The following is a 23,461-nucleotide window of genomic DNA, read 5'->3' as shown; positions in this document are numbered from 1 at the left end:
CGGGCGACCTTGAGTAGTCGCCCGACCCCGGGGATGGATCAGGCCTGCCGTGCCTCGGCGATGGTCTGATCCAGGGCGACGCCGGCACCGAACAGGCCCGGGTACTCGGCGGTCACCAGCCAGGCCGGAATGTCCTTGAGGTAGGCGCTGCTGGTCTTGCCCTTGTCGGCGAAGGCATGGGCGAAGGCCCCGCTCTGGAAGCGCTCGACGAAGCGCGGCAGGATGCCACCGGCGATGTAGACGCCACCCAGGGCGCCCAGGGTCAGGGCCGCGTTGCCGGCGACCCGCGCCAGCCAGATGAAGAACTGTTCCAGCACGGCGTCGGCATAGGGATCACCCTTGAGCGCCAGCTCGCAGATGTCCGCCGCGCTGTGCAGGGCGGCGGTCCGGCCGTCCAGTTCGCAACTCGCGTGATAGAGGTTGACCAGGCCGCTGCCGGACACCACGCGCTCGGCGGAGACGTGGTTGCCGAACTGGCGCTTGAGGATCTTCCAGATATCGAATTCGCGCTGGGTGTTGATCGGCAGGTCGACATGACCGCCCTCGCTGGGCAGCACGATCCAGCGATCCTTGCCGCTCGGCACCAGGCTGGCGAGACCCAGGCCGGTGCCCGGCCCGATCACCAGGCGCGGGCGGGTCGGCAGGGCAATGCCGTCGCGCACCTGGACGGAGTCCGCCGGATCCAGGCGGGCGATCGCCCAGGCCATGGAGGTGAAGTCGTTGATCAGCAGCAGATGGGTCAGGCCCAGCTCGCGGCAGAACTGCTCGCGCTTGATCACCCAGTGATTGTTGGTGAAGCGGAAGTCACCCTCGCCCACCGGGCCCGCACAGGCGAGGCACACGGCGGTGATGTCGTCCAGCGCCACGCCGGTCTGCGCCAGGTACTTGCGCACGGCGTCTTCCGGGCAGGCGTAATCCGCACAGGCGAAGACCTCGATGGCCTCCAGGCGACCGTCGCGCCACAGGGCGAAGCGGGCATTGGTGCCCCCGATGTCGCCAACCAAAGCCAAACTCATTTCAGCGCCTCCAGGCTGGAAGTAAATGCACTGGCACCCGATTCGGCCGTGCTCATGGCGCCGCGCATGAAGGCGAACAACTCACGACCACAGCCTACCCCGGTGCCCTGGGGCGCTTCGACCGCCTGGCGGGCCATCCATTCGTCCGCCGGGACCAGAATCTTCAGCTCTCCGGTACGCCCATCGACGCGGATGAGATCGCCATCACAGACCTTGGCCAGCGGACCGCCATCGATGGCTTCCGGGCAGACGTGAATCGCCGCCGGAACCTTGCCCGAGGCGCCGGACATGCGGCCGTCGGTGACCAGCGCCACCTTGAAACCGCGATCCTGCAGCACGCCCAGGTAGGGGGTGAGCTTGTGCAACTCGGGCATGCCCAGGGCCTTGGGTCCCTGGAAGCGTACCACCGCGACGAAATCGCGCTCCAGCTCGCCGGCCTTGAAGGCGGCGGCCAGTTCGCTCTGGTCATGGAAGACCCGCGCCGGGGCTTCCACCAGCTGGTGCTTGGGCGCCACGGCCGACACCTTCATCACGCCGCGACCGAGGTTGCCCTGCATGACGCGCAGACCGCCCTCCTCGTTGAACGGGCGACTGGCCGGACGCAGGATGTCTTCGTCCAGGCTCTCGGCCCGGCCGGTGCGCCATTCCAGCTTGCCGTCCACCAGGAAGGGCTCCTGCAGGTAGCGCGACAGGCCGCGACCCATGATGGTGTTGACGTCTTCGTGCAGCAGCCCGGCCTCGAGCAGGGTGTGCACCATGAAGTTGACGCCACCGGCGGCGTGGAAGTGATTCACGTCGGCCTTGCCGTTGGGGTAGACCTGGGCCAGGGTCGGGGTCACCGCCGAGATCTCGGCCATGTCGTCCCAGGTCAGCTGGATGCCGGCGGCCTGGGCGATGGCCGGGATGTGCAGGGTGTGGTTGGTCGAGCCGCCGGTGGCGCTCAGGGCCACCACCGAGTTGACGATGGACTTCTCGTCGACGATCTCGCCCAGCGGCATGAAGTTGCCGCTCTGGTGGGTGATGCGGGTCACCTGGCGCGCCGCCTCGCGGGTGAGTTCGTCACGCAGCGGGGTGTAGGGATTGACGAAGGAGGAACCCGGCAGGTGCAGGCCCATGACCTCCATCACCACCTGGTTGGTGTTGGCGGTGCCATAGAAGGTGCAGGTGCCGGGGCTGTGGTAGGACTTCATCTCCGATTCCAGCAGCTCTTCGCGGGTCGCCTTGCCCTCGGCGAAGGCCTGGCGCACGCGCGCCTTCTCCTTGTTGGAGATGCCCGACGGCATGGGGCCGCCCGGGACGAAGATCATCGGCAGATGGCCGAAGCGCAGCGCGCCGATCATCAGCCCGGGAATGATCTTGTCGCAGATGCCGAGCAGCAGCGCGGCGTCGAACATGTTGTGCGATAGGGCCACGGCGGTGGACATGGCGATGACTTCGCGACTCGCCAGACTCAGCTCCATGCCGGCCTCGCCCTGGGTCACGCCATCGCACATGGCGGGTACGCCACCGGCGAACTGACCAACGGAGCCGATCTCGCGCAGGGCCTGCTTGATGATCTCCGGATAGTGCTCATAGGGCTGATGAGCCGACAACATGTCGTTGTAGCTGGAAACGATGGCGACGTTGGCCTGGTCCATCAAACGGAGGCGCTGCTTATCCGTCGAGGATCCACACCCGGCGACGCCATGGGCGAAATTGGCGCATTGCAGTTTGCCGCGCTGCGGACCGTCGCTGGCGGCGGCCCGGATCATGGCGAGGTAACGCTCACGGGTCGGACGACTGCGTTCCACCAACCGCTGTGTGACTTCGAGGACGCGAGGATGCATGGTTTCGATTCTCCACCGGGCTAAATTTGTTGTTATTTAAAACATTCACAGCCAAATTGGCGCTATTATTCCGCTTAGCACGCGTCATGTGTAATGTTTTTTACAACAAAACCCAGCTATCGCGAGGTTTCTCTCAATGAGTATTCGTATTGCCATCAATGGTTTTGGACGCATCGGCCGCAACGTGCTGCGGGCGCTGTATACCGAAGGCTATCGCCAGGACCTGGAGGTCGTCGCGATCAACGACCTGGGCGACGCCGCCATCAATGCGCATCTCCTACAGTATGACAGCGTTCATGACCGCTTCCCTGCCGAGGTGTCCGTCGAGGGCGACAAGCTGGTGGTCAATGGCGATCGCATCGCCGTGACGGCCATCCGCAATCCGGCCGAGCTGCCGTGGAAAGAGATGAAGGTCGACGTGGTGTTCGAGTGCACCGGTCTCTTCACCAACCGCGACAAGGCCGCTGCCCACCTGGAAGCCGGCGCCTCCAAGGTGATCATCTCGGCCCCGGGCAAGGACGTGGACGCCACCATCGTCTATGGCGTCAACGACAACATCCTGCGCCAGTCGCACCAGATCATCTCCAACGCCTCCTGCACCACCAACTGCCTGGCGCCCGTCGCCCAGGTGCTGCAGCGCGAACTGGGCATCGAGAACGGTCTGATGACCACCATCCATGCCTACACCAACGACCAGAACCTGTCGGACGTCTATCACTCTGATCCCTTCCGGGCGCGTTCGGCCACCCAGTCGATGATCCCGACCAAGACCGGTGCCGCCGAGGCCGTGGGCCTGGTACTGCCGGAGCTGCAAGGCAAGTTTAGCGGCATGGCCGTGCGGGTGCCGACCATCAACGTGTCACTGGTCGATCTGACCATCCTGACCGCCAAGGAAACCGACGCCAAGACCATCAACGCCTTCATGAAGGCCGCGGCCGAAGCCTCGCCGGTACTGGGCTACAACGACAAGCCGCTGGTCTCCATCGACTTCAACCACAACCGCCTGTCGTCGATCTTCGACGCCAACCATACCAAGGTGAGCGGCAAGCTGGTGAAGATCATGGCCTGGTACGACAACGAGTGGGGCTTCTCCAACCGTATGCTCGATACCTGCAAGGCGCTGGTCAACGCGCCGGCCTGAGGTCTGTAGGACTCAGCTGAAAAAGCGCCTTCGGGCGCTTTTTTCGTTTTCGGTTGTGGCAAGGTCGGTCCACGGATGCGGCCGCTCCTACGGGGGAGTTCCGAGGATAAGAGCCACTGTCTTTATCGCGGCCATGGGCCGCTCCTACAGCAGCTGGATCTTCTGTAGGAGCGGTCGCTACGGCGCACCGGCATGGCCGCGATACGCATCGGAGCCTGTTCCGGTCAAGCACCCATGGTGAGCCCTACCCTCACCCCAACCCTCTCCCTAGGGGAGAGGGGTTGTTCGAGCGAGCGGTTGGTCTTCCGCGGCCAGGAAAGCACCGTAGCGTGGAAAACGGCGCAGCCTTTTCCGCCTGGGCCTTCATCGTGAAGCGTGCCCTCACCCCAACCCTCTCCCCGAGGGAGAGGGGGTTGTTCGAGCGAGCGGTTGGTCTTCCGCGGCCAGGAAAGCAACGTAGCGTGGAAAACGGCGCAGCCTTTTCCACTTGGAAATCCGCCACGAAGGGTCCCCTCACCCCAGCCCTCTCCCTAAGGGAGAGGGGGCTACCCGAGCAGGCGTTCGTCTAGCGGCATCAGCGGACCACAATGGTCGCGACGGAGATGGAGCTTGGGTTGAGCACAGTGAAGTCCAACACCTCCTGCATCAAACCTCTTCCTCCTCATCCGCCGCCTGCTGCAGATCATCGAAATCGGTCTTGAGGCCGGTTTCCATGGCGTCCAGCTCGGTGAGCAGGGTGCGGAAGCTGGTTCGTTCGGGAAGCACCAGGGAGCCCTCCTCCACTTCTTGCGCATCACCGACGCCCAGGGCCGCCAGGCTCAGTTCGGGGTCTTCCAGCACCGAGGCCGGCTCGGGCTCCAGTTGGCGGACTTCGGCCAGGGGCGGCAGTTGGTCCAGGCTGCGCAGGTCGAAATAGTCGAGAAAGGTCTTGGTGGTGGCGAACATGGCCGGGCGCCCGGGCACGTCGCGATAGCCGACCACGCGGATCCAGTCGCGCTCCAGCAGCGTCTTGACGATCTGGCTGTTGACCGCCACCCCGCGCACCTCCTCGATCTCGCCGCGGGTGATGGGCTGGCGATAGGCGATCAGCGCCAGGGTCTCCAGCATGGCGCGGGAATAGCGCGGCGGGCGCTCTTCCCAGAGCCGTCCGACCCAGGGCGCGTACTTTTCGCGCACCTGCAGACGATAGCCGGAGGCCACTTCCTTGAGTTCGAAGCCGCGCTTGCGGCAGGAGCCGCCGAGCACCGCGAGACCAGCACGCAGGTGGGCGGGCTCGGGGCGTTCGTACTCTTCGAAGAGTTCGGCCAGGCGCTCCAGGGTCAGGGGTCGGCCGGCGGCGAGCAGGATGGCTTCCAGCAGCGGCGCCAGTTGCTTGGGATCGGTGTAGTTCATGGGCGGCGATGATAAGGCCGGGCGCGGGTGCCGCCAAATCCAACCTGTCGCAGGATGGCCAGATTCGTGGGGTGTTTGACCTTGTCGCCAGCCTGGCGGCCAGGGCATCCTCGGCAGATCGCTACGGAGAGCCACCCATGCCGCTGATCGCCGCCCTGCTCTATCCCGATGTCATGAGTCTGGACGTCACCGGTCCGCTGCAGGTGTTCGCCTCGGCTAATCTGGAACGGGAGCGCCAGGGGCTGCCCGCCCACTATCAGTTGCGCCTGCTGGGCGCCGCCGAAGGGCTGGTGCGTACCTCCGCCGGGATCGGCATCCAGGCCGAACAGAGCTGGTACGACCTCGACGTGGGCGATGTGGACACCCTGCTCGTCCCCGGCGGCCTGGGCATCGAGACGTTGCGCCAGGACGCCGGCCTGCTGGCCTGGCTGCGCGACCTGGAACCCCGGATACGACGACTCGGCTCGGTGTGTTCCGGCGCCCTGCTGCTGGCCAGTGCCGGGCTGCTGGACGGCCGGCGCGCCACCACCCACTGGGCCTATGTCGACGAACTTGCGACCTTTCCAGCCATCGCGGTGCAGGGCGATCGCCTGCATACCTACGATCCCCAGGGACGCGATGGCGATCCCCATGTTTTCACCTCGGCCGGCGTCACCGCCGGCATCGACCTGGCGCTGGCGCTGGTGGAAGCCGATCTCGGGCGCCCTCTGGCCCTGGCGGTGGCGCGCCGACTGGTGATGTTCCTGCGCCGCCCCGGTGGCCAGGCGCAATTCAGCGCCTGCCTGGCGCCCGATCCGGGGCGGACGCCGCGACTGGCCGCCCTGCTCGACTGGATTCCCGGTCACCTGGGGGAAGACCTGGGCCTGGAGCGCCTGGCCGAACGCGCCCATATGGCGCCGCGCACCCTGTCGCGCCTGTTCAGCCGCGAGGTGGGCATGGGACCGGGGCGCTATGTCGAGCAAGTCCGCCTGGAGACGGCGCGGGTGCTTCTGCAGGACGGCCAGGCCTCCATCGCCACCGTGTCGCGCCTGTGCGGCTTCGGCCATCCGGAAAATCTCCGGCGCACCTTTCACAAGCACCTGGCGGTCAGCCCCCAGGACTACGCGGCGCGCTTTGGCGCCTGATCAGGGAGAGACAGTCATGCTGGACATGCGTAGCTCGTGTGAACACTGCGCCAAGGCGCTGCCGATGGAGAGCGAGGAGGCGCTGATCTGCTCCTATGAGTGCACCTTTTGCGCAGCGTGCGCCGCAGGACCGTTACAGCAGCGCTGCCCGAATTGCCAGGGGGAGTTGCTCAGGCGACCGCGGCGGGTACCAAAGGACACAATGGACTGAGTCGACGCCAGGAATATCGATAGCCGTAGCGTGGAAAACGGCGCAGCCTTTTCCACTGGGCGTCCGCGGTGAGGCGTGCCCTCACCCCAACCCTCTCCCACAGGGAGAGGGGGCTATTCGTGCAGGCGTTCGGCGCTTGCGGAACCGGTAGCTGCCGATCGGTCATCGGGCTATCACCGTGGGCGCACTGTAGTGCCCAGTGTCAGCGATAAGGCGTGCCCTCACTCCAGCCCTCTCCCACGGGGATAGGGGGCTATTCGTGCAGGCGTTCGGCGCTTGCGGAACCGGTAGCTGCCGATCGGTCATCGGGCTATCACCGTGGGCGCACTGTCGTGCCCAGTGTCCGCGGTGAGGCGTGCCCTCACCCCAACCCTCTCCCACGGGGATAGCGGGCTATCCGCCCTGCCCTTACCGCAACAACCCCGCCTCCGCCCGGATCGGCTCGGGCGTAGGCTCGCCCAGCAGGTCCAGCACGGCGATCTCCAGGCCGCGGCTGAGGGCGTCCAGCGGGAGGTGGTTGGGCTGGGTGCCGAAGGGATCGGCGATCTGGTCGCCCAGGGCGTCCAGGCCGAAGAAGGTGTAGGCCAGCACCAGCACCGCCAGGGGCGTGAACCAGCCCAGGCTGTCCACCAGGCAGAACGGCAACAGGAAACAATAGACGTGCACCACCCGGTGCAGCATCAGGATGTAGGGATAGGGAATGGGCGTCTGACGGATGCGTTCGCAGCCGCTGAGCACCGCGGTCAGCCGGTCCAGCTGGTGGTCGAGGTTGGCGATCAGCGGATCGCCGAGGCCTTCTTCGCGGGCCCTGGCGACCAGCCGGGTGCCCAGCCGGCGGATCAGCGCGCTGGGTCGGTGCGGTGCCGCGAGCAAAGCATCTTCTCCCACCAACACGCGCTGCAGATCGGCCGACGGCGCTTCACGGCGCAGGTGGTCACGCAGGGAATAACCGAAGGCCAGCAGCGGAGTCAGCAGTTGGCGGCGCTCGGTCGAGCTCAGCCCCGGCAGCAGGGTCTCGACCTGGCGCGCCAGGTTGCGCCCGGCGATCAGCAATTCACCCCACAGACCGCGCGCCTCCCAGAAGCGTTGGTAGGCGGTGGTGTTGCGAAAGCCGAGAAAGATCGCCAGGGTCAGACCCCAGAGGGTCAGCGGCGTGGTGGTCAGGCCGAAGTCGAAGCGCAGGAAGACGTCATGGCTCAGGGTCACCGCCAGGCTCAGCAGCACCACATAGAGCAGCTTGGGCCAGATCGCCTGGACGATGGAGCCGCGCACGGTGAACAGCAGCTCGCGCAGCGAGGGATTCTGGGGACGGGTGATCACAGCGGTGTTCTCGATTGAGGTAAGGACTTCGACGCTATCCGCGTCCGGCAGTGCCTGGGGCCCCTCGCGGTTCAGGGTCCGAACAGCACCCCGACCAGGGCCCCGCCGGCCAGCAGCCACAGCGGATGCCAGCGGGTGAACAGCGAGCCCAGGGCGCCTGCGGCCAGGATCAGCACCCACAGCGGCGCGGTGGCCACGCTGCTGCCCACCAGCCAGGCGCTGGCCGCCACCAGGCCGACGGTGACCGGCACCAGCCCGGCCTGCAGATGCCGCCGCCAAGGGCGATCGGCGAAGCGCTGCCAGAGGTGCAGCACGCCCAGGGTCAGCAGCGAGGACGGCACGAACTTGGCCAGGGAGGTCACCAGCAGCCCCGGCCAGCCGGCCACGTGCCAGCCGATCAGCGGCACGATCATGAGGTTGGGACCGGGCGCGGCCTGGGCCAGGGCGAACAGGGCGGCGAAGTCGGCGGCGCTCATCCAGCCGTGCACCGTCACCACCTGGCGCTGCATCTCCGGCAGCACCGAGTTACCGCCGCCAAAGGCCAGCAGCGAAAGCTGGGTGAAGATCAGCGCCAGGGCCAGCAGGGTCGTGCTCATAGGCCCTGCCGATAGCTGAGCAGCACGCTGATGGGGGTGAGCACCAGCATGCTCCAGAGCAGCGGCAGTTTGAGCAGCGCCAGGGCGAGAAAGGCCAGGCAGGCGATGCCCAGGGCCAGCCAGCGACCGCGCAGGGGCTGGACCAGCTTGACGGCCATGGCCACCAGCAGCCCGGCCGCCGCGGCGGCGAGTCCGGCGAAGGCGCGCCCCACCAACGGATCGTCGTGGTAGCGGTCATAGAGCACGCCCAGGCCGACCACCACCAGGGTCGGCCCCACCAGCAGTCCGGCGGCAGCGGCCAGGGCGCCGCTCCAGCCGGCGAATCTCATGCCCACGGCCACCGAGAGGTTGATGATGTTGCCGCCCGGCAGGAACTGGCAGAGACCGAGCAACTCGGTGAATTCCTCCGCCGACAGCCAGCGACGCTTCTCCACCAGGTAGCGCCGCGCCAGCGGCAACACCCCGCCGAAGGCCGTGATACCCAGGCCGAAGAAGCCCAGGAACAGATCGCGGCGGCGCGGGCGGTTCAGGGTGGGAGCGGTCTCCATGGGCACCTCTCAGCTAGAGCCAGAGCGACAACAATAGCGTACCCGCGAGGCCGGTGACGGAAACCAGCGTCTGCAGCACCGACCAGACCCACAGCGTCTGCTTGAGCTCCAGGCCGAAGTATTCGCGCACCATCCAGAAGCCGGCGTCGTTGACGTGGCAGAAGAACACCGAACCGGCGCCGATGGCCAGGGCGATCAACGAAGCCTGGGGACCGGCCAGCCCGGCCACTACTGGCGCGAGGATCCCGGCCGTGGTGGTGGTGGCCACCGTCGCCGAACCGGTCGCCTGGCGCAGCGCCACGGCGATCAGCCAGGCCAGCAGGATGTAGGGCAGATGGGCGCCTTCGGCCACCTTGGCCACGGTATGGCTGACGCCGGCGTCGAGCAGTGTCTGCTTGAGGCCGCCGCCGGCGCCGATGGTGAGCAGGAGCGCGGCGATGGGCGCCAGGCTCTTGCGCAGCACGCCGCCGACGCGCTCGCGCGGCATGCCGCTGCCCCAGCCGAGCAGCACCGTGGCCGCCAGCACGGCGAGACCCAGGGCGATCAGGGGTTCACCGAGAAACTTCAGCCCCTCCGCCAGGCCGCTGTGGGGATCCAGGGCGACCTTGGCGAAGGTGCTGCCCAGCATCAGCAGCACCGGCAGCAGGATCACCAGGAGCGACAGGCCGAAACCCGGCTGGCGGGCGTGCTGGTCGCGGGCGCTGAACAGCTCGCCCAGTTCCGCCGGCGGCTGGATGGTCATGCGCCGCGACAGCCAGCCGCCGTACAGCGGCCCGGCCAGGATCACCGCGGGGATGGCGATCGCCAGCCCCAGGAGCATGGTCAGGCCGAGGTCCGCGTGCAGCGCCCCGACCGCAATGAGCGGACCGGGATGCGGCGGCAGCAGGGCATGCAGGGTGGTCATGCCCGCCAGCGCCGGAATGGCGATGCGCAGCAGCGGCTGTCCGGAGCGCTGCGCCATGACGAAGATGATGGGCACCATCAGCACCAGGCCCACTTCGAAGAACAGCGGCAGACCGATGACCATGGCCACCAGCGCCATCACCCACGGCAGGCTGCGGCCCTTGCCCAGCCCCAGCAGGGTACTGGCGATGCGGTCGGCGGCCCCGGACTCGGCCATCAGCGCGCCGAGCATGGAGCCCAGCGCGATGATGATGCCGGCCTCGCCGAGGATGCCGCCCGCGCCCTTGCTGAAGGCCTTGGCCACGGCCTCGGCGGGCAAGCCGGCGCCCAGCCCGGCGATGAAGGTGCCGATGAGAATGGACAGGAAGGGGGGCAGACGGGTGACGCCGATGAGCAGGACGATGGCCAGGATGGCGGCCAGGCAGCACGAGATCAGCCGGGTGTCGTGGGCGACCCAGGCGAGCGCAGCAGGATCCACAGGTGACTCCTTGTAACTTATTGTTTCAGGATTACCTTAACCGAACGCCGGCCGAGGTACGACGTAAATCGAAATAAAGCCTGTCGCTTATTGCACTTAGCTTGCGAACCTCAGCCGTTTCGCACGATCCAAACAGCGTTCGGTCGTGACCGAATCCCTTACCCTTTGCTTGCAGGCGGTTGGCATGAACGAAACCTCTACTCTCTGGCAGCAGACCCTCGCCCAGTTCCGCGACGGCACCGGCTCCACCCTGCCCACCCCGGGCAGTGGCGCGGCGGCTACGGTGGCAGCCTGCCTGGGTGTCGCCCTGATCCTCAAGGGCCTCAAGCTCAGCCAGCAGCGCCAACCGGTGACCCGCCACGCCGACCTGATCACCGTCGGCGAGCGCCTGCAGGAAGCCCTGAGCACCTGCGCCGATGCCGATGTGCAGGCCTTCGCCAACTACTTGGAAGCCGATCGCCAGGCCAGCGGCGCCAGTGCCGAGGGCGAACGCCGCCAGCAGGCGCTCAATCTGGCCGCGGCCAATGCCGTGCAGATCCCCATCGCCACCGCCCAGCTGTGCCTGGAGGCCCTGGACCTGGCCGTCACGGCCACGCCGCTCACCGTCGAGCCGCTGCGCAGCGACACCCTGGCCGGTGGCCGCCTGGTCCATGGTGCCCTGGGCGCCGTGCTCACCACCGTGGATGCCGACCGCAATGGCCTGAAATCCGGCGACGCCCGGGAAGCCGCCCGGCAGATGCGCGACAAGCTCCAGCAGCAGGCCGACCAGCGTCTCGCCCAGCTGAGCGCCACCCCCGTACCACCGGCCATGGGCTGACGCGCGGTGCTGGCCCGCCTGGGCTGGGTCCTGCGCGGACTGCAGCGACGCCTGTGGTTTCGCGCCACCCTGTTCTCGGTCGCCGGGGTGGCGACCGCCCTCCTCGCCCTGCTCCTGCGCGACCATATCCCGACCACGCTGCCGGCCAAGGTCGGCGCCGATGCGGTCGACAAGATCCTCACCATCATCGCAAGCAGCATGCTGGCGGTGACCACCTTTTCCCTCAGCACCATGGTGACGGCCTACAACGCCGCCGCCAGCAGCGTGACGCCCCGTGCCTATCCGCTGCTCCTGGAAGACAGCACCACCCAGAACGCCCTGGCCACCTTTCTCGGCTCCTTCCTGTTCAGCCTGGTCGGCATCATCGCCCTGAGCACCGGGCTCTACGGCGACAACGGCCGGGTGGTGCTCTTCGCCGTGACCCTGGTGGTGATCCTGCTGATCGTCTTTACCCTGCTGCGCTGGATCGACCATCTCTCACGACTGGGCCAGCTGGATGCCACCAGCGACAGCATCGAGGACGCCGCCAGACACAGTCTGCAGCGCTGGCTGGCCCAGCCATACCTGGGCGGGGTGGCGGCGCCCGTCGATGAGCCCGCCAGCGGCCGCCCGGTCATGGCCGATCGCACCGGCTATCTGCAACGGGTGGACATGCCACTGCTGGCCGACCTCTGCGGTGACCAGGGTCGCCTGCGCCTGGCCGCCCTGCCCGGCGCCTTTCTCGATCCGGCGCAGCCGCTGCTCTGGGTCGAGGGCCTGCCACCGGAAAAGGACCAGCGCCTGCGCGCCGCCTTCACCCTGGATGCCCGGCGGGTACACGACCAGGATCCGCGCTTCGGCCTGACGGTGCTCGGCGAGATCGCCACCGGGGCGCTGGTGCCCTCGCGCAGCGACTCGGGTACCGCCATCGCCATCCTCGGTCGCGCGCAACGGCTGCTGACGGCGCTCACCGAGCCGCGGGAAGCGGTCGAGCCCCGCTATCCGCGGATCGAGGTGCCGGAGCTGTCGCTGGATGACCTGTTCGACGACTTCTTCCTGCCGGTGGGTCGCGATGCGGCGCCGCTGGTGGAAGTGGGCATGCGGCTGCAGAAAGCCCTGGCGCGCCTGGCGGTCCAGGGCGATGCCCGGATCAGGCGCGAGTGCCTGCGCCATTCGCGCCTGGCGCTGGCCCGCGCCGAGGCCACCCTTGGCCAGGCCGAGGACCGCGTCATCCTCCAGCAGCTGGCCGCGGACGTCGAACGCCTCTGCACGGCGCGCCAGTAGTGCAGCGCTAGCGCGACCAGGCCGGATCGGTGGTGAAGGCGATGGTCAGCCAGCGGTCCGGCCCCTCGCCGCCGATGGCCTCGCCGATCTGGTCGCGGATGGCGTCCCATTCGTCCAGGGTCTTGGCCGGCCACCCCAGGGGCACGATGAAGTACAGCTCGATCTGCCGCGCCCGGCCGACCTTGGCCACATAGGCGCGATAGTCGAGAAAGCCGAAGCGCGTGACCATGCCCCGGGCGACTTCATCGACCTGCCGCTTGAGCTCCGGCGGGGTCACCATGAGGATCTCCCTAACGGCCTGCCAGACCAGCCTGAGCGGTATGGGGATGATCAGCACGCAGATGATCGACAGCACCAGGGGATCAATGTAGGGCGTGATCCAGGCATAGGCCGTGCCCTGGGCCAGGGCGCCGATCAGGAAGGCCACCACCAGGGCAGCCGAGATGCTGCCCGACATGATCCAGCTCTTGATGTCGAGCCTGAGGAAGTCCGACTGGATGTCGCGGTTCAACCGGTGCACCAGGGCGGCGAATCCAAAGCAACTCAAGGCCGCGACCAGCGCATAGAGCAGCGCCATGCCGAATGCCAGTGCCTTGCCGCCACTCATCAGGCTGATGATCGAGTTGACCAGCGCGTAACAGGCCACGATGCACAGCACGCTGCCGTTGAGCGCCAGGACCATGGGTTCGAGGTGCCAGAAACCCATGTTGAAGCGCTCGGCCAACCGCCGATCGCCCTCCGGTTCCTGCGCATGCCGGTGGATCAGCATGGCCACCAGCAGCGCCACGCCGCTCATGAAGGCGTCGGTCAGCGAATAGAAGCCGTCGAAGACGATGGCATAGGAACCGGACAGCACCCCGAAGGCGATACCCACGGCCGCCAGCAGCACCGTGACGGCAATGGAAAAGCGCAGCACCCTGCGCTCGTTGCTCAGCCATTTCAGCATGATCGACTCCGGCCACGGGATCGCCTCCCGGCGTGGCCAACGGGTTGAGTTAACGCCAAGCATAGAGGCCGACAGCTCAACCTGCATGGGCGGTCCGGCAAGGCTTCCATGCGCGGACGCAATCAAAAGGCGGTGGGCTTCGGGTGTACACTGCAGCGGTGCTTTTTTCTCCCGGGATCTCTGGCAGCCGCCTGTCCCATACCGTGGAATCCTCAACGGCGACCCACCATGATCGAAGTTACCGAACGCTCCATCGCCGAGTTGCGTCGCGCACTCGAAACCGGCCAGACCACTGCGGTAGCGCTGGTCGAGGCCTACCTGGCCCGGATCGACGCCTACGATCCACCCAGCAGCGCCACCGCGCTCAATGCCGTGGTGGTGCGCAATCCCGAGGCCCTGGCCGAAGCGGCCGCGTCCGATCGCCGGCGTGCCCGTGGCGAGACCCTGGGGCCGCTGGACGGCATCCCCTACACGGCCAAGGACAGCTACCTGGTCAAGGGCCTTACCGCCGCCTCCGGCAGCCCGGCCTTCAAGGAGCTGGTAGCCCAGCGCGACGCCTTCACCATCGAGCGGCTGCGTGCTGCAGGCGCCATCTGCCTGGGCAAGACCAACATGCCGCCCATGGCCAACGGCGGCATGCAGCGCGGCGTCTATGGCCGCGCCGAAAGCCCCTACAACGCCGGCTACCTGACCGCGCCCTTCGCCTCCGGCTCTTCCAATGGCGCCGGCACCGCCACCGCAGCCAGCTTCGCCGCCTTCGGTCTGGCCGAGGAAACCTGGTCCAGCGGCCGCGGCCCGGCGTCCAACAACGGCCTGTGCGCCTACACCCCCTCGCGCGGAATCATCTCGGTACGCGGCAACTGGCCGCTGACGCCGACCATGGACGTGGTGGTGCCCTATGCCCGCACCATGGCCGATCTGCTGGAAGTGCTCGACGTGGTGGTGGCCGACGATCCCGATACCTCCGGCGACCTCTGGCGCCTGCAACCCTGGGTGCCGCTGCCGCTGGCCTCGGCGGTACGTCCGGCGTCCTACCCGGCCCTGGCCACCGGTCCCAATGCTCTGGCCGGCAAGCGCCTGGGCGTGCCGCGCATGTTCATCAACCAGGATCCGGACGCCGGCACCAGCGAGAATCCCGGCATCGGCGGTCCCACCGGCCAGCGCATCCAGACCCGCGACTCGGTGATCGCGCTCTGGGAACAGGCCCGCACGGCCCTGGAAGCCGCTGGCGCCAGCGTGATCGAGGTGGACTTCCCGCTGGTCTCCAATTGCGAAGGCGACCGCCCCGGCGCACCCACGGTGTTCAACCGCGGCATCGTCTCCCGGGAATTTCTCCATGACGAACTTTGGGACCTGTCCGCCTGGGGCTTCGACACCTTCCTGCGCGACAACAACGATCCCAAACTCAATCGCCTGGTGGACGTCGACGGCGAACTGATCTTTCCCCACGAGCCCGGCACCCTGCCCAACCGGGAAGGCGACCTGGCCGCCGGCATGGCCGAATACGTGCGCATGGCCGAGCGGGGGCTCAAGACCCTGGAGCAGATCACCACCCTCCCCGACGGTCTGCGCGGCCTGGAACGGACGCGCAAGCTGGACCTGGAAGACTGGCTCGAGGCCCAGGGCCTGGACGCGGTGCTCTTTCCCACCGTGGCCGACGTGGGCCCGGCGGATGCCGAGATCAATCCCGCCTCGGCCGACATCGCCTGGAGCAACGGCGTCTGGGTCGCCAACGGCAACCTCGCCATCCGCCACCTGGGCGTGCCGACCGTGACCGTGCCCATGGGCGTGATGGCCGACATCGGCATGCCGGTGGGCCTGACCTTCGCCGGTCGCGCCTATGACGACGCCAACCTGCTGCGCCTGGCCGCCGCCTACGAGGCGACCGGCTCCAAGCGCCAGATACCGCCACGGACGCCGCCGCTGGAGGGTTGAGCGGAGACGGCGTGGACGCTGGCCGCCAGGCGTCACCCGGCGGCCGGAATCGGAGGATGCCCCCTGGCGTCAAGGCGCGCTAACCAGAGTGTCCAGCCATGGGCCGGTTATGCGGACGCCGCCAGGGGCCTAAGGTGGGTTCCAGGCAGGTGCCGTTTGCCGGCGCCGCTGCCCACCTCATTCCGTCCTGCACGAGCCTACCGCCATGAATCCAGCCAAACGTCTGACCGGAAGCGCGCTGCTGGCGCTCGCCCTTTTGAGTGTTCTCTGGAGCGGCGTCGCAGCCGCCGAATCCACCGCTGAACGCAACCAACGCCTGGTCGAACGGGCCTTCGCGAACTGGAGCGCGGGCCGCGGCAGTCTGTTCGACGACCTGCTCTCGCCCACGGTGGTCTGGACCATCCGGGGCAGCGGTCCGGCAGCGGGCACCTACCATGGCCGCGAGGATTTTCTGCAACGCGCCGTACGCCCCTTCGCGCAGCGCCTGGCCACGCCCATCGTGCCCCGGGTCGAGGGCATCTGGGCACGCGAGGATCAGGTCGTGGTGCGCTGGATGGGCACGGCCACCGCGCGCGATGGCGCGCCCTATCGCAACGAATACGTGTGGATCTTCAGGATGGACGGGGCACGGGCGACCCAGGTCGAGGCCTTTCTCGATCTCGTCCCCTACCAGGACGTCATCGACCGCATAGCCCTGGCAGACTCCTCGCCCGCCATGCCCAGCGCAGAACGGCAGGCGCCCTGACGCCCCCCCGTGCGATCACGGCCGATGAGCGTCCCAGAGCGTCATCGCCAGGGCGATGGCGCCCTTGATCACGGGCAATGCCACGCCATCCCGCGCCATGGGTGAAATGCCCAGCAGCAAGCCTTCGAACAGCGTCGCCAGGACAGGCGCTTCGGTGCCCGCCGCGAGATCGCCACGGTCGATACCGCGCCTGACGCAGGCCAGCAGACCGGCGCGGATCCGGGCACGGGCCTCGCGCAGGGGCAGCGGAATGCTGGAGTCTTCATCCGCATAGGAGCCCAGGGTGCCGAGCGCCACCAGGCAGCCCTTGGGCAGGTGCTCGTCGCACTGCATCCGCGCCGAGCGAGACAGGGCCGAGGAAATCGCCTCCCGCGGGGCGAGGGTCTCGTCGAACAGCGGATCGTTCACCCGGCCATGGGTCTCCATGTAGCGGGCGACCACCTCCTTGAACAGCGCCTCCTTCGAACCGAAGGCCGCATAGAAGCTGGGCGCGGTGATGCCACCGCCGATCGCCGCCTTGAGCCGACTCAGGGAGGTCGCCTCATAGCCATAGCGCCAGAACAGCAGCATCGCGTCATCGATTGCCTGGGTGCGGTCGAAGGACCGCGGACGCCCCACCTGAGCCACAGCCGTACTCCTCGTCAAAATCGATTTTTATACTAGACGATACAGAATTCATTGACCAGCCGGAGGACCTGCTGCTTAGATATATACCAATCGATACATATCTAAGGAGCCTAGCCGTGACCGCGATCCCCAACCCTGAACGCCTGCCAGTGGCCGCGCTGCTGGCGCTGGCGATGACCGGCTTCATCTGCATCATGACCGAGACCCTGCCCGCCGGCCTGCTCCCCGAGATCGCCCAGGGACTCCAGGTCTCCAATGCCCTGGCCGGGCAGACGGTAACCGCCTATGCCGCCGGCTCGCTGACTGCCGCCATCCCCCTCACCCTGGCGACGGCGCGCTGGCGGCGTCGCCGGGTGCTGCTGGCGACCATCCTGGGCTTTCTGCTGTTCAACACCCTCACCGCGCTCTCCTCCAGCTATCCGCTGACCCTGGTCGCCCGCTTCGCCGCCGGGGCCGCGGCCGGCCTCGCCTGGAGTCTGCTGGCCGGCTATGCCCGGCGCCTGGTAGTGCCGCGCCTGCAAGGGCGGGCGATGGCCATCGCCATGCTCGGCACGCCGGTCGCCCTGTCGCTGGGCGTACCCCTGGGGACCTGGCTGGGCGGGCTGCTGGGCTGGCGGCTGGCCTTTGCCTGCATGTCCGCCCTCACCCTCGGCCTGATCGTCTGGGTGCTGGCCAAGGTGCCCGACTATCCGGGGCAGACCGAGGGGCAGCGCCTGCCGCTGCGCCAGGTGTTCGCCACGCCCGGCATTCGCGCCATCCTCGGCGTGGTCTTTACCTGGATGCTGGCGCACAACCTGCTCTACACCTATATCGCCCCCTTCGTCGCCCAGGCCGGGCTGGGCGATCAGGTCGATCGAGTGCTGCTGACCTTCGGGGCGGCGTCACTGGCGGGGATCTGGATCACCGGGCGGATCGTCGACCACAGCCTGCGGCGGGCGGTGCTGCTGAGTCTCCTCGGCTTCGCCGCGATCGCGCTGCTGCTGGGACTCAATCGTGACTCGGCGCCGCTGCAGTACCTGGGCGTCTTTGGCTGGGGCCTGACCTTTGGCGGTGCGGCCACCCTGCTGCAGACCGCCCTGGCGGATACCGCGGGGAGTGGCGCCGATGCGGCCCTGGCGATGAACGTGGTGACCTGGAACAGCGCCATCGCCGGGGGCGGCATCCTCGGCGGCCTGTTGCTGGACGGCATCGGCCCCCAGGCGCTGAGCTGGGCGGTGGTGGCGCTGTCACTGAGCGCCCTGGCCATCGCCGCCAGTGCCCGGCGCCATGGCTTTCCCGCCGGCACCCGGGCGAGCGGCTCAGCGGTCATGGGTCACTGACCCTGGGTGCGGGCGCCCTGCCCGCCTCCTCAGCCCCGGTGCGGCTGTGCCTCCAGGGTCTCGCCCTGGAAGAACGCCGGCGCGCGCCAGCGGGCGAACAGCATCAGCACCAGACCCAGTGCCAGGATCGTCACGGCGATGATGAACACCAGGCCGATGCCGCCGAGGTGGGAGCCGCTGCCGAAGTCCGGCGAGAGGCTGGCGATGGCGGTCTGCCAGAAGATCACCGAGAGGATGATGGCGCCCAGCAACGGGCAGAGGCCACGCAGCAGCGCATGGCGCAGGCTGTCGAACAGGCTGCGGCGGAAGTACCAGACGCAGGCGTAGGCGGTCAGCGAGTAGTAGAAGCAGATCATCATGCCCAGGGCGGTGATGGTGTCCGCGAGGACGTTGTCGCTCAGGGTACGCATGACCACATAGAAGCCGCCGGTGGCGATGCCCGCGGCGATGGTGGCATAGCGCGGCGTGCGCGATCTCGGGCAGATGTGGGCGAAGCGCCGCGACACCGCGCCGTAGTACCCCATCGCCAGCAGGGTGCGCGCCGGGGAGATGAAGGTGGACTGCAGCGAGGCGGCGGTGCTGGCCAGCACCGCGATGGACATCAGGATCGCCAGCGGCCCCATTACCGGACCGGCCAGGTGGGCGAAGACGTTTTCCTGGATCTCCGGATTGCCCAGGCCCAGGCCGGCTTCGCTGATGCCGGCGAATTGCAGGGTCGCCGCCGCGGTGAAGAGGTACAGCAGCAGGATCAGCAGCACCGTGACCGTGGCCGCCCGCCCCGGCACCTTCTGGCTGCCCACCGATTCCTCGCTCACCGTGAGGCAGACATCCCAGCCCCAGAAGATGAAGATCGACAGCGACAGCCCCGCCGCGAAGGCGGAAAAGGATTCGACGTTGAAGGGATTGAACCACTCCGGGTGGAAGACCACCGGCGCCGCCTCGGGCGCGGCATTGAAGGCCGCCAGGGAAAAGCCGATCAGTACCAGCAGCTGCAGGGCCACCAGGCCGTACTGGACGCTCATGGTCATGCCGATGCCGCGACAGCTGATCCAGACCGCGATGGCGATGAAGACGCAACAGGTGACGACGTTCACCAGCAGGTGCTGCGACAGCGCCGCCAGCTCCGCCCGGCCGCTGAGCTGGGCGAGGAACAGGTAGAAGAAGTCCACCGCCACCCCGGCGAGGTTGGACAGCACGATGGTGGTGGCCGTGACCAGGCCCCAGCCGCCGATCCAGCCGATCATGGGACCGAAGGCGCGGGTCGACCAGGTAAAGGAGGTACCGCTGTCCGGATCGACCGCGTTCAGCTCGCGATACCCCAGGGCCACCAGCAGCATCGGCAGGAAGCCGACGATGAAGACCGCCGGCAGATAGACGCCCACCTCGCGCACGGTGGGGCCCAGGGCGCCGGTCAGGGTGTAGACGGGGGCGATGGTGGAGATGCCCAGCACCACGCAGGCGAGCAGGCCGAGGGAGCCGGCGGCCAGGCCCTTGGCGGACGGATCGGCCAGGGCTGCCGGCCCGGCGGTGTCCGAGCCGCCGGCCGGCGTGCCCTTGCGCTGTTCAGTCATAGGTCTCTGTCCTGCTGTTGGTCTTGTTATTCAGAGTGCGGCGTGTGCGGCAAGGTGCCTAGCGCGCGGCGGCATGGCGCTGGCAGGCGTCGCGGAACGCGTCCAGCAGCGCCAGGGATTCGGGGTTGTCGCGGAAATTCCACTCGGGATGCCACTGCACCCCGACGACGAAGCCCGGAGCATTGGCCAGGGATACCCCTTCCACCAGCCCATCCGGCGCCTGGGCCTCGATGCGCAGCCCGGGCGCCAGGCGCGCGATACCCTGGCTGTGCAGCGAATTCACCTGGAAGCTGGCCGGCAGGCCGAGGCGCTCGAACACCCCGCCCGGCGGCACCGTGACCGGATGGGTGGGTGCGTACTGCTCGGCGAGCAGCTCGCTCTGGGGCTCGCGGTGATCGTCGTGCCCGGGCAGTTCCTGGACGCGCTGGTGCAGGCTGCCACCCAGGGCCACGTTCAGCTCCTGAAAGCCGCGGCAGATGCAGAACACCGGAATGCCGCGGTCGATGGCCAGGCGCAGCAGCGGCAGGGTGTAGGCGTCGCGCGCGGCATCATGGTGGGTGCCGGCGAGACTCGCCGGTCCCTGGTAGTGATGGGGCTCGACATTGGATGGCGAGCCGGTGAACAGCAGACCGTCCAGGTGCGCCAGCAGCGCCTGCGGATCGCTCGGCACGCTGCGCGCCGGCAGCACCACCGGCACGCCGGCATGACCCGCCGCCTCGACGTACTTGTCGCCGACGGTATGGGAATCGTATTTGCCGAGCGTCTGCCGGCACGCCGTCACGCCGATGAGGGGCATAGGGGACATGGCTTATCTCCAGAGTGCCCGCCGGTAGCCGGCGGGCGGACAGGGTCAGATACCGAGGCGATCGCGCAACTGGTAGTAGGTCGCGCCCAGAGCGGTGAAGGGCACGCGCAGGAGTTGCCCGCCCGGGAAGGGATAGTGCGGCAGGCCGGCAAAGGCATCGAAGCGCTCGGCCTGGCCGCGCAGGGCCTCGGCCAGCACCTTGCCGGCCAGGTGGGTGTAGGTGACGCCGTGACCGCTGCAGCCCTGGGAGTAGTAGATGTTGTCGCCGAGGCGGCCCACCTGGGGCAGGCGCGACAGCGTCAGCAGGAAGTTGCCGGTCCAGGTGAAATCGATCTTCACGCCCTTGAGTTGCGGAAAGGTCTGCAGCATCTTCGGCCGGATGATGGCCTCGATGTCCGCCGGATCCCGCGCGCCATAGACCACGCCCCCGCCGTAGATCAGCCGGCGATCGGCGCTGAGGCGGAAGTAGTCGAGCAGGTAGTTGCAGTCCTCGACGCAATAGTCCTGGGGCAGCAGGCTGCGCGCCAGCTCCTCGGACAGCGGCTCGGTGGTGAGCACCTGGGTGCCGCAGGGCATGGACTTGGCGGCCAGTTCCGGCACCAGCCCGCCCAGGTAGGCGTTGCCGGCGACCACCACGAAACGCGCCTTCACCTGACCCTGAGCGGTATGCACCACGGGGTTGGCGCCGCGGTCGATGCGGGTGGCCGCGCTCTGCTCGTAGATCTTGCCGCCCAGGGACGCCACGGCCGCCGCCTCGCCCAGGGCCAGGTTGAGCGGGTGGATATGGCCGCCGCTCATGTCCAGCAGGCCACCCAGGTAGCGATCGGTGCCGACCACCTTGCCGATGCCGGCCTTGTCGAGCAGCTGCAGCTGGGTATGGCCGTAGCGCTCCCAGAGCTTCTGCTGGGCTTCCAGGTGACCGAGCTGCTTGCCGGTCAGGGCGGCGAAGACGCCACCGTCCTTCAGATCACACTGGATGCCATAGCGAGCGATGCGCTCACGAATGATGCGACCTCCCTCGAAGGCCATCTCGCCCAGCAGTTGCGCCTGCTTGGCCGGCAACTGCCGCTCGATGGTATCGATGTCGCGGCTGTAGCTGTTGACGATCTGGCCGCCATTGCGCCCGGAGGCGCCGAAGCCGACCCGCGCCGCTTCCAGCACCGTCACGCTGAAGCCGTGCTCCAGCAGGAACAGCGCGGTGGAAAGCCCGGTGTAACCGGCGCCGATGATGCAGACGTCGCTGTCGACACTGCCCTGGAGCATTGGATACTCGGTGTGGATGTTGCGCGAAGCCGCGTAGTAACTGCCGACGTGTTGTTGCATGGTGAGATTCCTCTGCCTGCGGCTCCGGCGCGAACGCCCGGGCCGCCGCGCCTGTTCAGAGCTTGATCCAGGTCGCCTTGAGTTCGGTGTATTTGTCGAAGGCGTGCAGCGACTTGTCGCGTCCGTTGCCGGACTGCTTGAAGCCGCCGAAGGGCGCCGTCATGTCGCCGCCATCATACTGGTTGACCCAGACACTGCCCGCACGCAAGGCGCGGGCCACGCGATGGGCGCGGGAGAGGTCGCTCGTCCAGACGGCGGCGGCCAGGCCATAGGGGGTGTCATTGGCGATGCGCACGGCCTCCGCTTCGCCGTCGAAGTCGATCACCGCCAGCACCGGACCGAAGATCTCTTCCCGAGCGATGCGCATGGCATTGTCTACGCCTTCGAAGATAGTCGGCGTGACGTAGCTGCCGCCGGTTTCGCTCAGGGCCCGCTCACCGCCGCTCACCAGTCGCGCCCCCTCGGCGCGGCCGGCCACGATGAACTCCAGCACGGTGCGCAGATGGCCTTCGTCCACCAGGGCGCCGACGCGGGTATCGGGATTCAGGGCATGGCCGGGCGTCCACGCCTGCAGCGCCTCCGCCACCAGGGCCAGAAAGCGCGCCTTGATCGAGCGCTCGACCAGCAGCCGCGAGCCGGCGATGCACACCTCGCCCTGGTTGAAGGCGATGGCCGCGGCGGCTGCCTCGGCCGCGGCCCTGAGGTCCGGGGCGTCGGCGAAGACGATGTTGGGGCTCTTGCCACCCGCCTCCAGCCAGACCCGCTTCATGTTCGACTCGCCGGCATAAACCAGCAGCTGCTTGGCGATGCGGGTGGAACCGGTAAAGACCAGGGTATCGACGTCCGGGTGCAGCGCCAGCGCCTGGCCGACGGTGTGGCCGTAGCCGGGCAGCACGTTGAACACGCCCGCCGGGATGCCGGCCTCCAGCGCCAGGGCAGCGATGCGAATGGCGGTCAGCGGCGACTTCTCGGACGGCTTGAGGATCACCGAGTTGCCGGTTGCCAGCGCCGGCCCCAGTTTCCAGCAGGCCATCATCAGCGGGAAGTTCCAGGGCACGATGGCCGCGACCACCCCGACCGGTTCGCGGGTCACCAGACCGAGCTGGTCGCGCGGCGTGGGCGCCACCTCGTCGTAGACCTTGTCGATGGCCTCGGCGCTCCAGCGGATGGCATTGGCCGCCGCCGGCACATCGATGGCGAGCGAATCGCTGATCGGCTTGCCCATGTCCAGGGTTTCCAGCAGGGCCAGCTCCTCGGCATGGGCCAGCAAGAGATCGGCGAAGGCGATCAGCACCCGCTTGCGCTGCGCTGGTGCCCGATGGGCCCAGTCGCCTCGCGCGAAGCTCGCCCGCGCAGCCTGCACGGCGAGCTCGGCATCCTCGGCCATGCAACTGGCCACCCGGGCCAGCGGGCGACCATCCACCGGACTCAGGTCGGCGAAGGTCGCGCCGCCCTGGGCGGCCTGGTAGCGGCCGTCGATGAAGGCACGGGCTTCGATGGTCAACGCCTGGGCACGCTGCTCCCAGTCCTGTTGCGTCAGCACGGTCATGATCAC

At 67.9% G+C, this 23,461-nt stretch carries 21 protein-coding genes; 8 read left to right on the top strand and 13 right to left on the bottom strand.

Translation table 11 applies throughout. The features are described 5' to 3' along the window. Positions 1-38: 38 nt before the first annotated feature. Positions 39-1,016 (bottom strand): glucokinase, encoded by a 978-nt coding sequence (locus tag POR01S_RS03085; protein ID WP_007158679.1) that lies wholly within the window; start codon positions 1,014-1,016, stop codon positions 39-41. Beyond that, positions 1,013-2,842, bottom strand: coding sequence for a phosphogluconate dehydratase (gene edd, locus POR01S_RS03080; RefSeq protein ID WP_042133676.1), 1,830 nt, complete (start codon positions 2,840-2,842; stop codon positions 1,013-1,015). The genes POR01S_RS03085 and edd overlap by 4 nt, the downstream gene beginning before the upstream one ends. 136 nt (positions 2,843-2,978) lie before the next feature. On the opposite strand from edd, the gene gap reads away from it, so the two are divergent. Next, on the top strand, positions 2,979-3,983 hold the full coding sequence (gene gap / locus POR01S_RS03075) for a type I glyceraldehyde-3-phosphate dehydrogenase (RefSeq protein WP_007158681.1): 1,005 nt from the start codon (positions 2,979-2,981) through the stop codon (positions 3,981-3,983). 645 nt (positions 3,984-4,628) lie between these two features. Here gap and scpB read toward each other — a convergent pair. After that, complete coding sequence (gene scpB, locus POR01S_RS03070) at positions 4,629-5,375, bottom strand: SMC-Scp complex subunit ScpB (protein WP_042133674.1); 747 nt, start codon at positions 5,373-5,375, stop codon at positions 4,629-4,631. A gap of 137 nt (positions 5,376-5,512) precedes the next feature. Between scpB and POR01S_RS03065 the strand changes: the two genes are divergently transcribed. Further along, complete coding sequence (locus tag POR01S_RS03065; RefSeq protein ID WP_042133672.1) at positions 5,513-6,499, top strand: GlxA family transcriptional regulator; 987 nt, start codon at positions 5,513-5,515, stop codon at positions 6,497-6,499. Between the two features lie 16 nt (positions 6,500-6,515). Then, complete coding sequence (locus tag POR01S_RS23275) at positions 6,516-6,710, top strand: DUF1272 domain-containing protein (protein ID WP_074582846.1); 195 nt, start codon at positions 6,516-6,518, stop codon at positions 6,708-6,710. A 408-nt stretch (positions 6,711-7,118) separates the two neighbouring features. On the opposite strand, the gene POR01S_RS03060 is transcribed toward POR01S_RS23275, so the two are convergent. The 4 genes from POR01S_RS03060 to POR01S_RS03045 all read right to left on the bottom strand — a co-directional run bounded on the left by POR01S_RS03060 (position 7,119) and on the right by POR01S_RS03045 (position 10,555). Beyond that, complete coding sequence (locus POR01S_RS03060) at positions 7,119-8,030, bottom strand: bestrophin family protein (protein ID WP_042133670.1); 912 nt, start codon at positions 8,028-8,030, stop codon at positions 7,119-7,121. A gap of 71 nt (positions 8,031-8,101) precedes the next feature. Continuing rightward, positions 8,102-8,626, bottom strand: coding sequence for a chromate transporter (locus POR01S_RS03055; RefSeq protein ID WP_007158686.1), 525 nt, complete (start codon positions 8,624-8,626; stop codon positions 8,102-8,104). Then, positions 8,623-9,174: a chromate transporter gene (locus POR01S_RS03050; RefSeq protein ID WP_042133668.1), complete on the bottom strand. Its 552-nt coding sequence runs from the start codon at positions 9,172-9,174 to the stop codon at positions 8,623-8,625. Before POR01S_RS03050 ends, POR01S_RS03055 begins: the two co-directional genes overlap by 4 nt. Before the next feature lie 13 nt (positions 9,175-9,187). Beyond that, positions 9,188-10,555, bottom strand: coding sequence for a GntT/GntP/DsdX family permease (locus POR01S_RS03045; RefSeq protein ID WP_007158688.1), 1,368 nt, complete (start codon positions 10,553-10,555; stop codon positions 9,188-9,190). A 184-nt stretch (positions 10,556-10,739) separates the two neighbouring features. Between POR01S_RS03045 and POR01S_RS03040 the strand changes: the two genes are divergently transcribed. Continuing rightward, a complete protein-coding gene (locus tag POR01S_RS03040; RefSeq protein ID WP_027599677.1) occupies positions 10,740-11,372 on the top strand; it encodes a cyclodeaminase/cyclohydrolase family protein in 633 nt (210 codons plus the stop codon). Between the two features lie 6 nt (positions 11,373-11,378). Further along, positions 11,379-12,635, top strand: a complete 1,257-nt coding sequence (locus POR01S_RS03035; RefSeq protein WP_042133666.1) for a DUF2254 domain-containing protein — start codon at positions 11,379-11,381, stop codon at positions 12,633-12,635. A gap of 7 nt (positions 12,636-12,642) precedes the next feature. Here POR01S_RS03035 and POR01S_RS03030 read toward each other — a convergent pair whose 3' ends face one another. Then, positions 12,643-13,581 (bottom strand): cation diffusion facilitator family transporter, encoded by a 939-nt coding sequence (locus tag POR01S_RS03030; RefSeq protein WP_042133664.1) that lies wholly within the window; start codon positions 13,579-13,581, stop codon positions 12,643-12,645. Between the two features lie 228 nt (positions 13,582-13,809). Between POR01S_RS03030 and POR01S_RS03025 the strand changes: the two genes are divergently transcribed. Together POR01S_RS03025 and POR01S_RS03020 are read left to right on the top strand one after the other, a co-directional pair. Further along, complete coding sequence (locus POR01S_RS03025; protein WP_042133663.1) at positions 13,810-15,516, top strand: amidase; 1,707 nt, start codon at positions 13,810-13,812, stop codon at positions 15,514-15,516. Positions 15,517-15,721: 205 nt separating this feature from the next. Then, a complete protein-coding gene (locus tag POR01S_RS03020) occupies positions 15,722-16,261 on the top strand; it encodes a nuclear transport factor 2 family protein (RefSeq protein WP_027602036.1) in 540 nt (179 codons plus the stop codon). A gap of 15 nt (positions 16,262-16,276) precedes the next feature. Here the strand turns inward: POR01S_RS03020 and POR01S_RS03015 are convergent, their stop codons facing one another. Further along, the gene (locus POR01S_RS03015; RefSeq protein WP_042133660.1) at positions 16,277-16,888 is read right to left on the bottom strand and encodes a TetR/AcrR family transcriptional regulator; all 612 of its coding nucleotides are present in this window, start codon (positions 16,886-16,888) and stop codon (positions 16,277-16,279) included. A 173-nt stretch (positions 16,889-17,061) separates the two neighbouring features. Between POR01S_RS03015 and POR01S_RS03010 the strand changes: the two genes are divergently transcribed. Then, positions 17,062-18,207 carry an MFS transporter gene (locus POR01S_RS03010; RefSeq protein WP_169853339.1) on the top strand — a complete coding sequence of 382 codons (1,146 nt, stop codon included), beginning with the start codon at positions 17,062-17,064 and terminating at the stop codon, positions 18,205-18,207. 29 nt (positions 18,208-18,236) lie between these two features. Here the strand turns inward: POR01S_RS03010 and POR01S_RS03005 are convergent, their stop codons facing one another. The 4 genes from POR01S_RS03005 to POR01S_RS02990 are packed head-to-tail and all read right to left on the bottom strand — an operon-like array spanning position 18,237 to position 23,455. Beyond that, positions 18,237-19,778 carry an APC family permease gene (locus POR01S_RS03005; RefSeq protein ID WP_052382618.1) on the bottom strand — a complete coding sequence of 514 codons (1,542 nt, stop codon included), beginning with the start codon at positions 19,776-19,778 and terminating at the stop codon, positions 18,237-18,239. Positions 19,779-19,836: 58 nt separating this feature from the next. Beyond that, positions 19,837-20,583: a gamma-glutamyl-gamma-aminobutyrate hydrolase family protein gene (locus POR01S_RS03000; RefSeq protein ID WP_042133656.1), complete on the bottom strand. Its 747-nt coding sequence runs from the start codon at positions 20,581-20,583 to the stop codon at positions 19,837-19,839. Between the two features lie 45 nt (positions 20,584-20,628). Beyond that, on the bottom strand, positions 20,629-21,906 hold the full coding sequence (locus POR01S_RS02995) for an NAD(P)/FAD-dependent oxidoreductase (protein ID WP_042133654.1): 1,278 nt from the start codon (positions 21,904-21,906) through the stop codon (positions 20,629-20,631). 55 nt (positions 21,907-21,961) lie between these two features. Continuing rightward, positions 21,962-23,455 (bottom strand): aldehyde dehydrogenase, encoded by a 1,494-nt coding sequence (locus POR01S_RS02990; RefSeq protein WP_042133652.1) that lies wholly within the window; start codon positions 23,453-23,455, stop codon positions 21,962-21,964. Positions 23,456-23,461 lie beyond the last annotated feature (6 nt).

The organism is Pseudomonas oryzihabitans NBRC 102199, from assembly GCF_000730625.1.
In the GTDB taxonomy this organism is placed as follows: domain Bacteria; phylum Pseudomonadota; class Gammaproteobacteria; order Pseudomonadales; family Pseudomonadaceae; genus Chryseomonas; species Chryseomonas oryzihabitans.
This window is presented reverse-complemented; position numbering and strand designations above follow the sequence as displayed.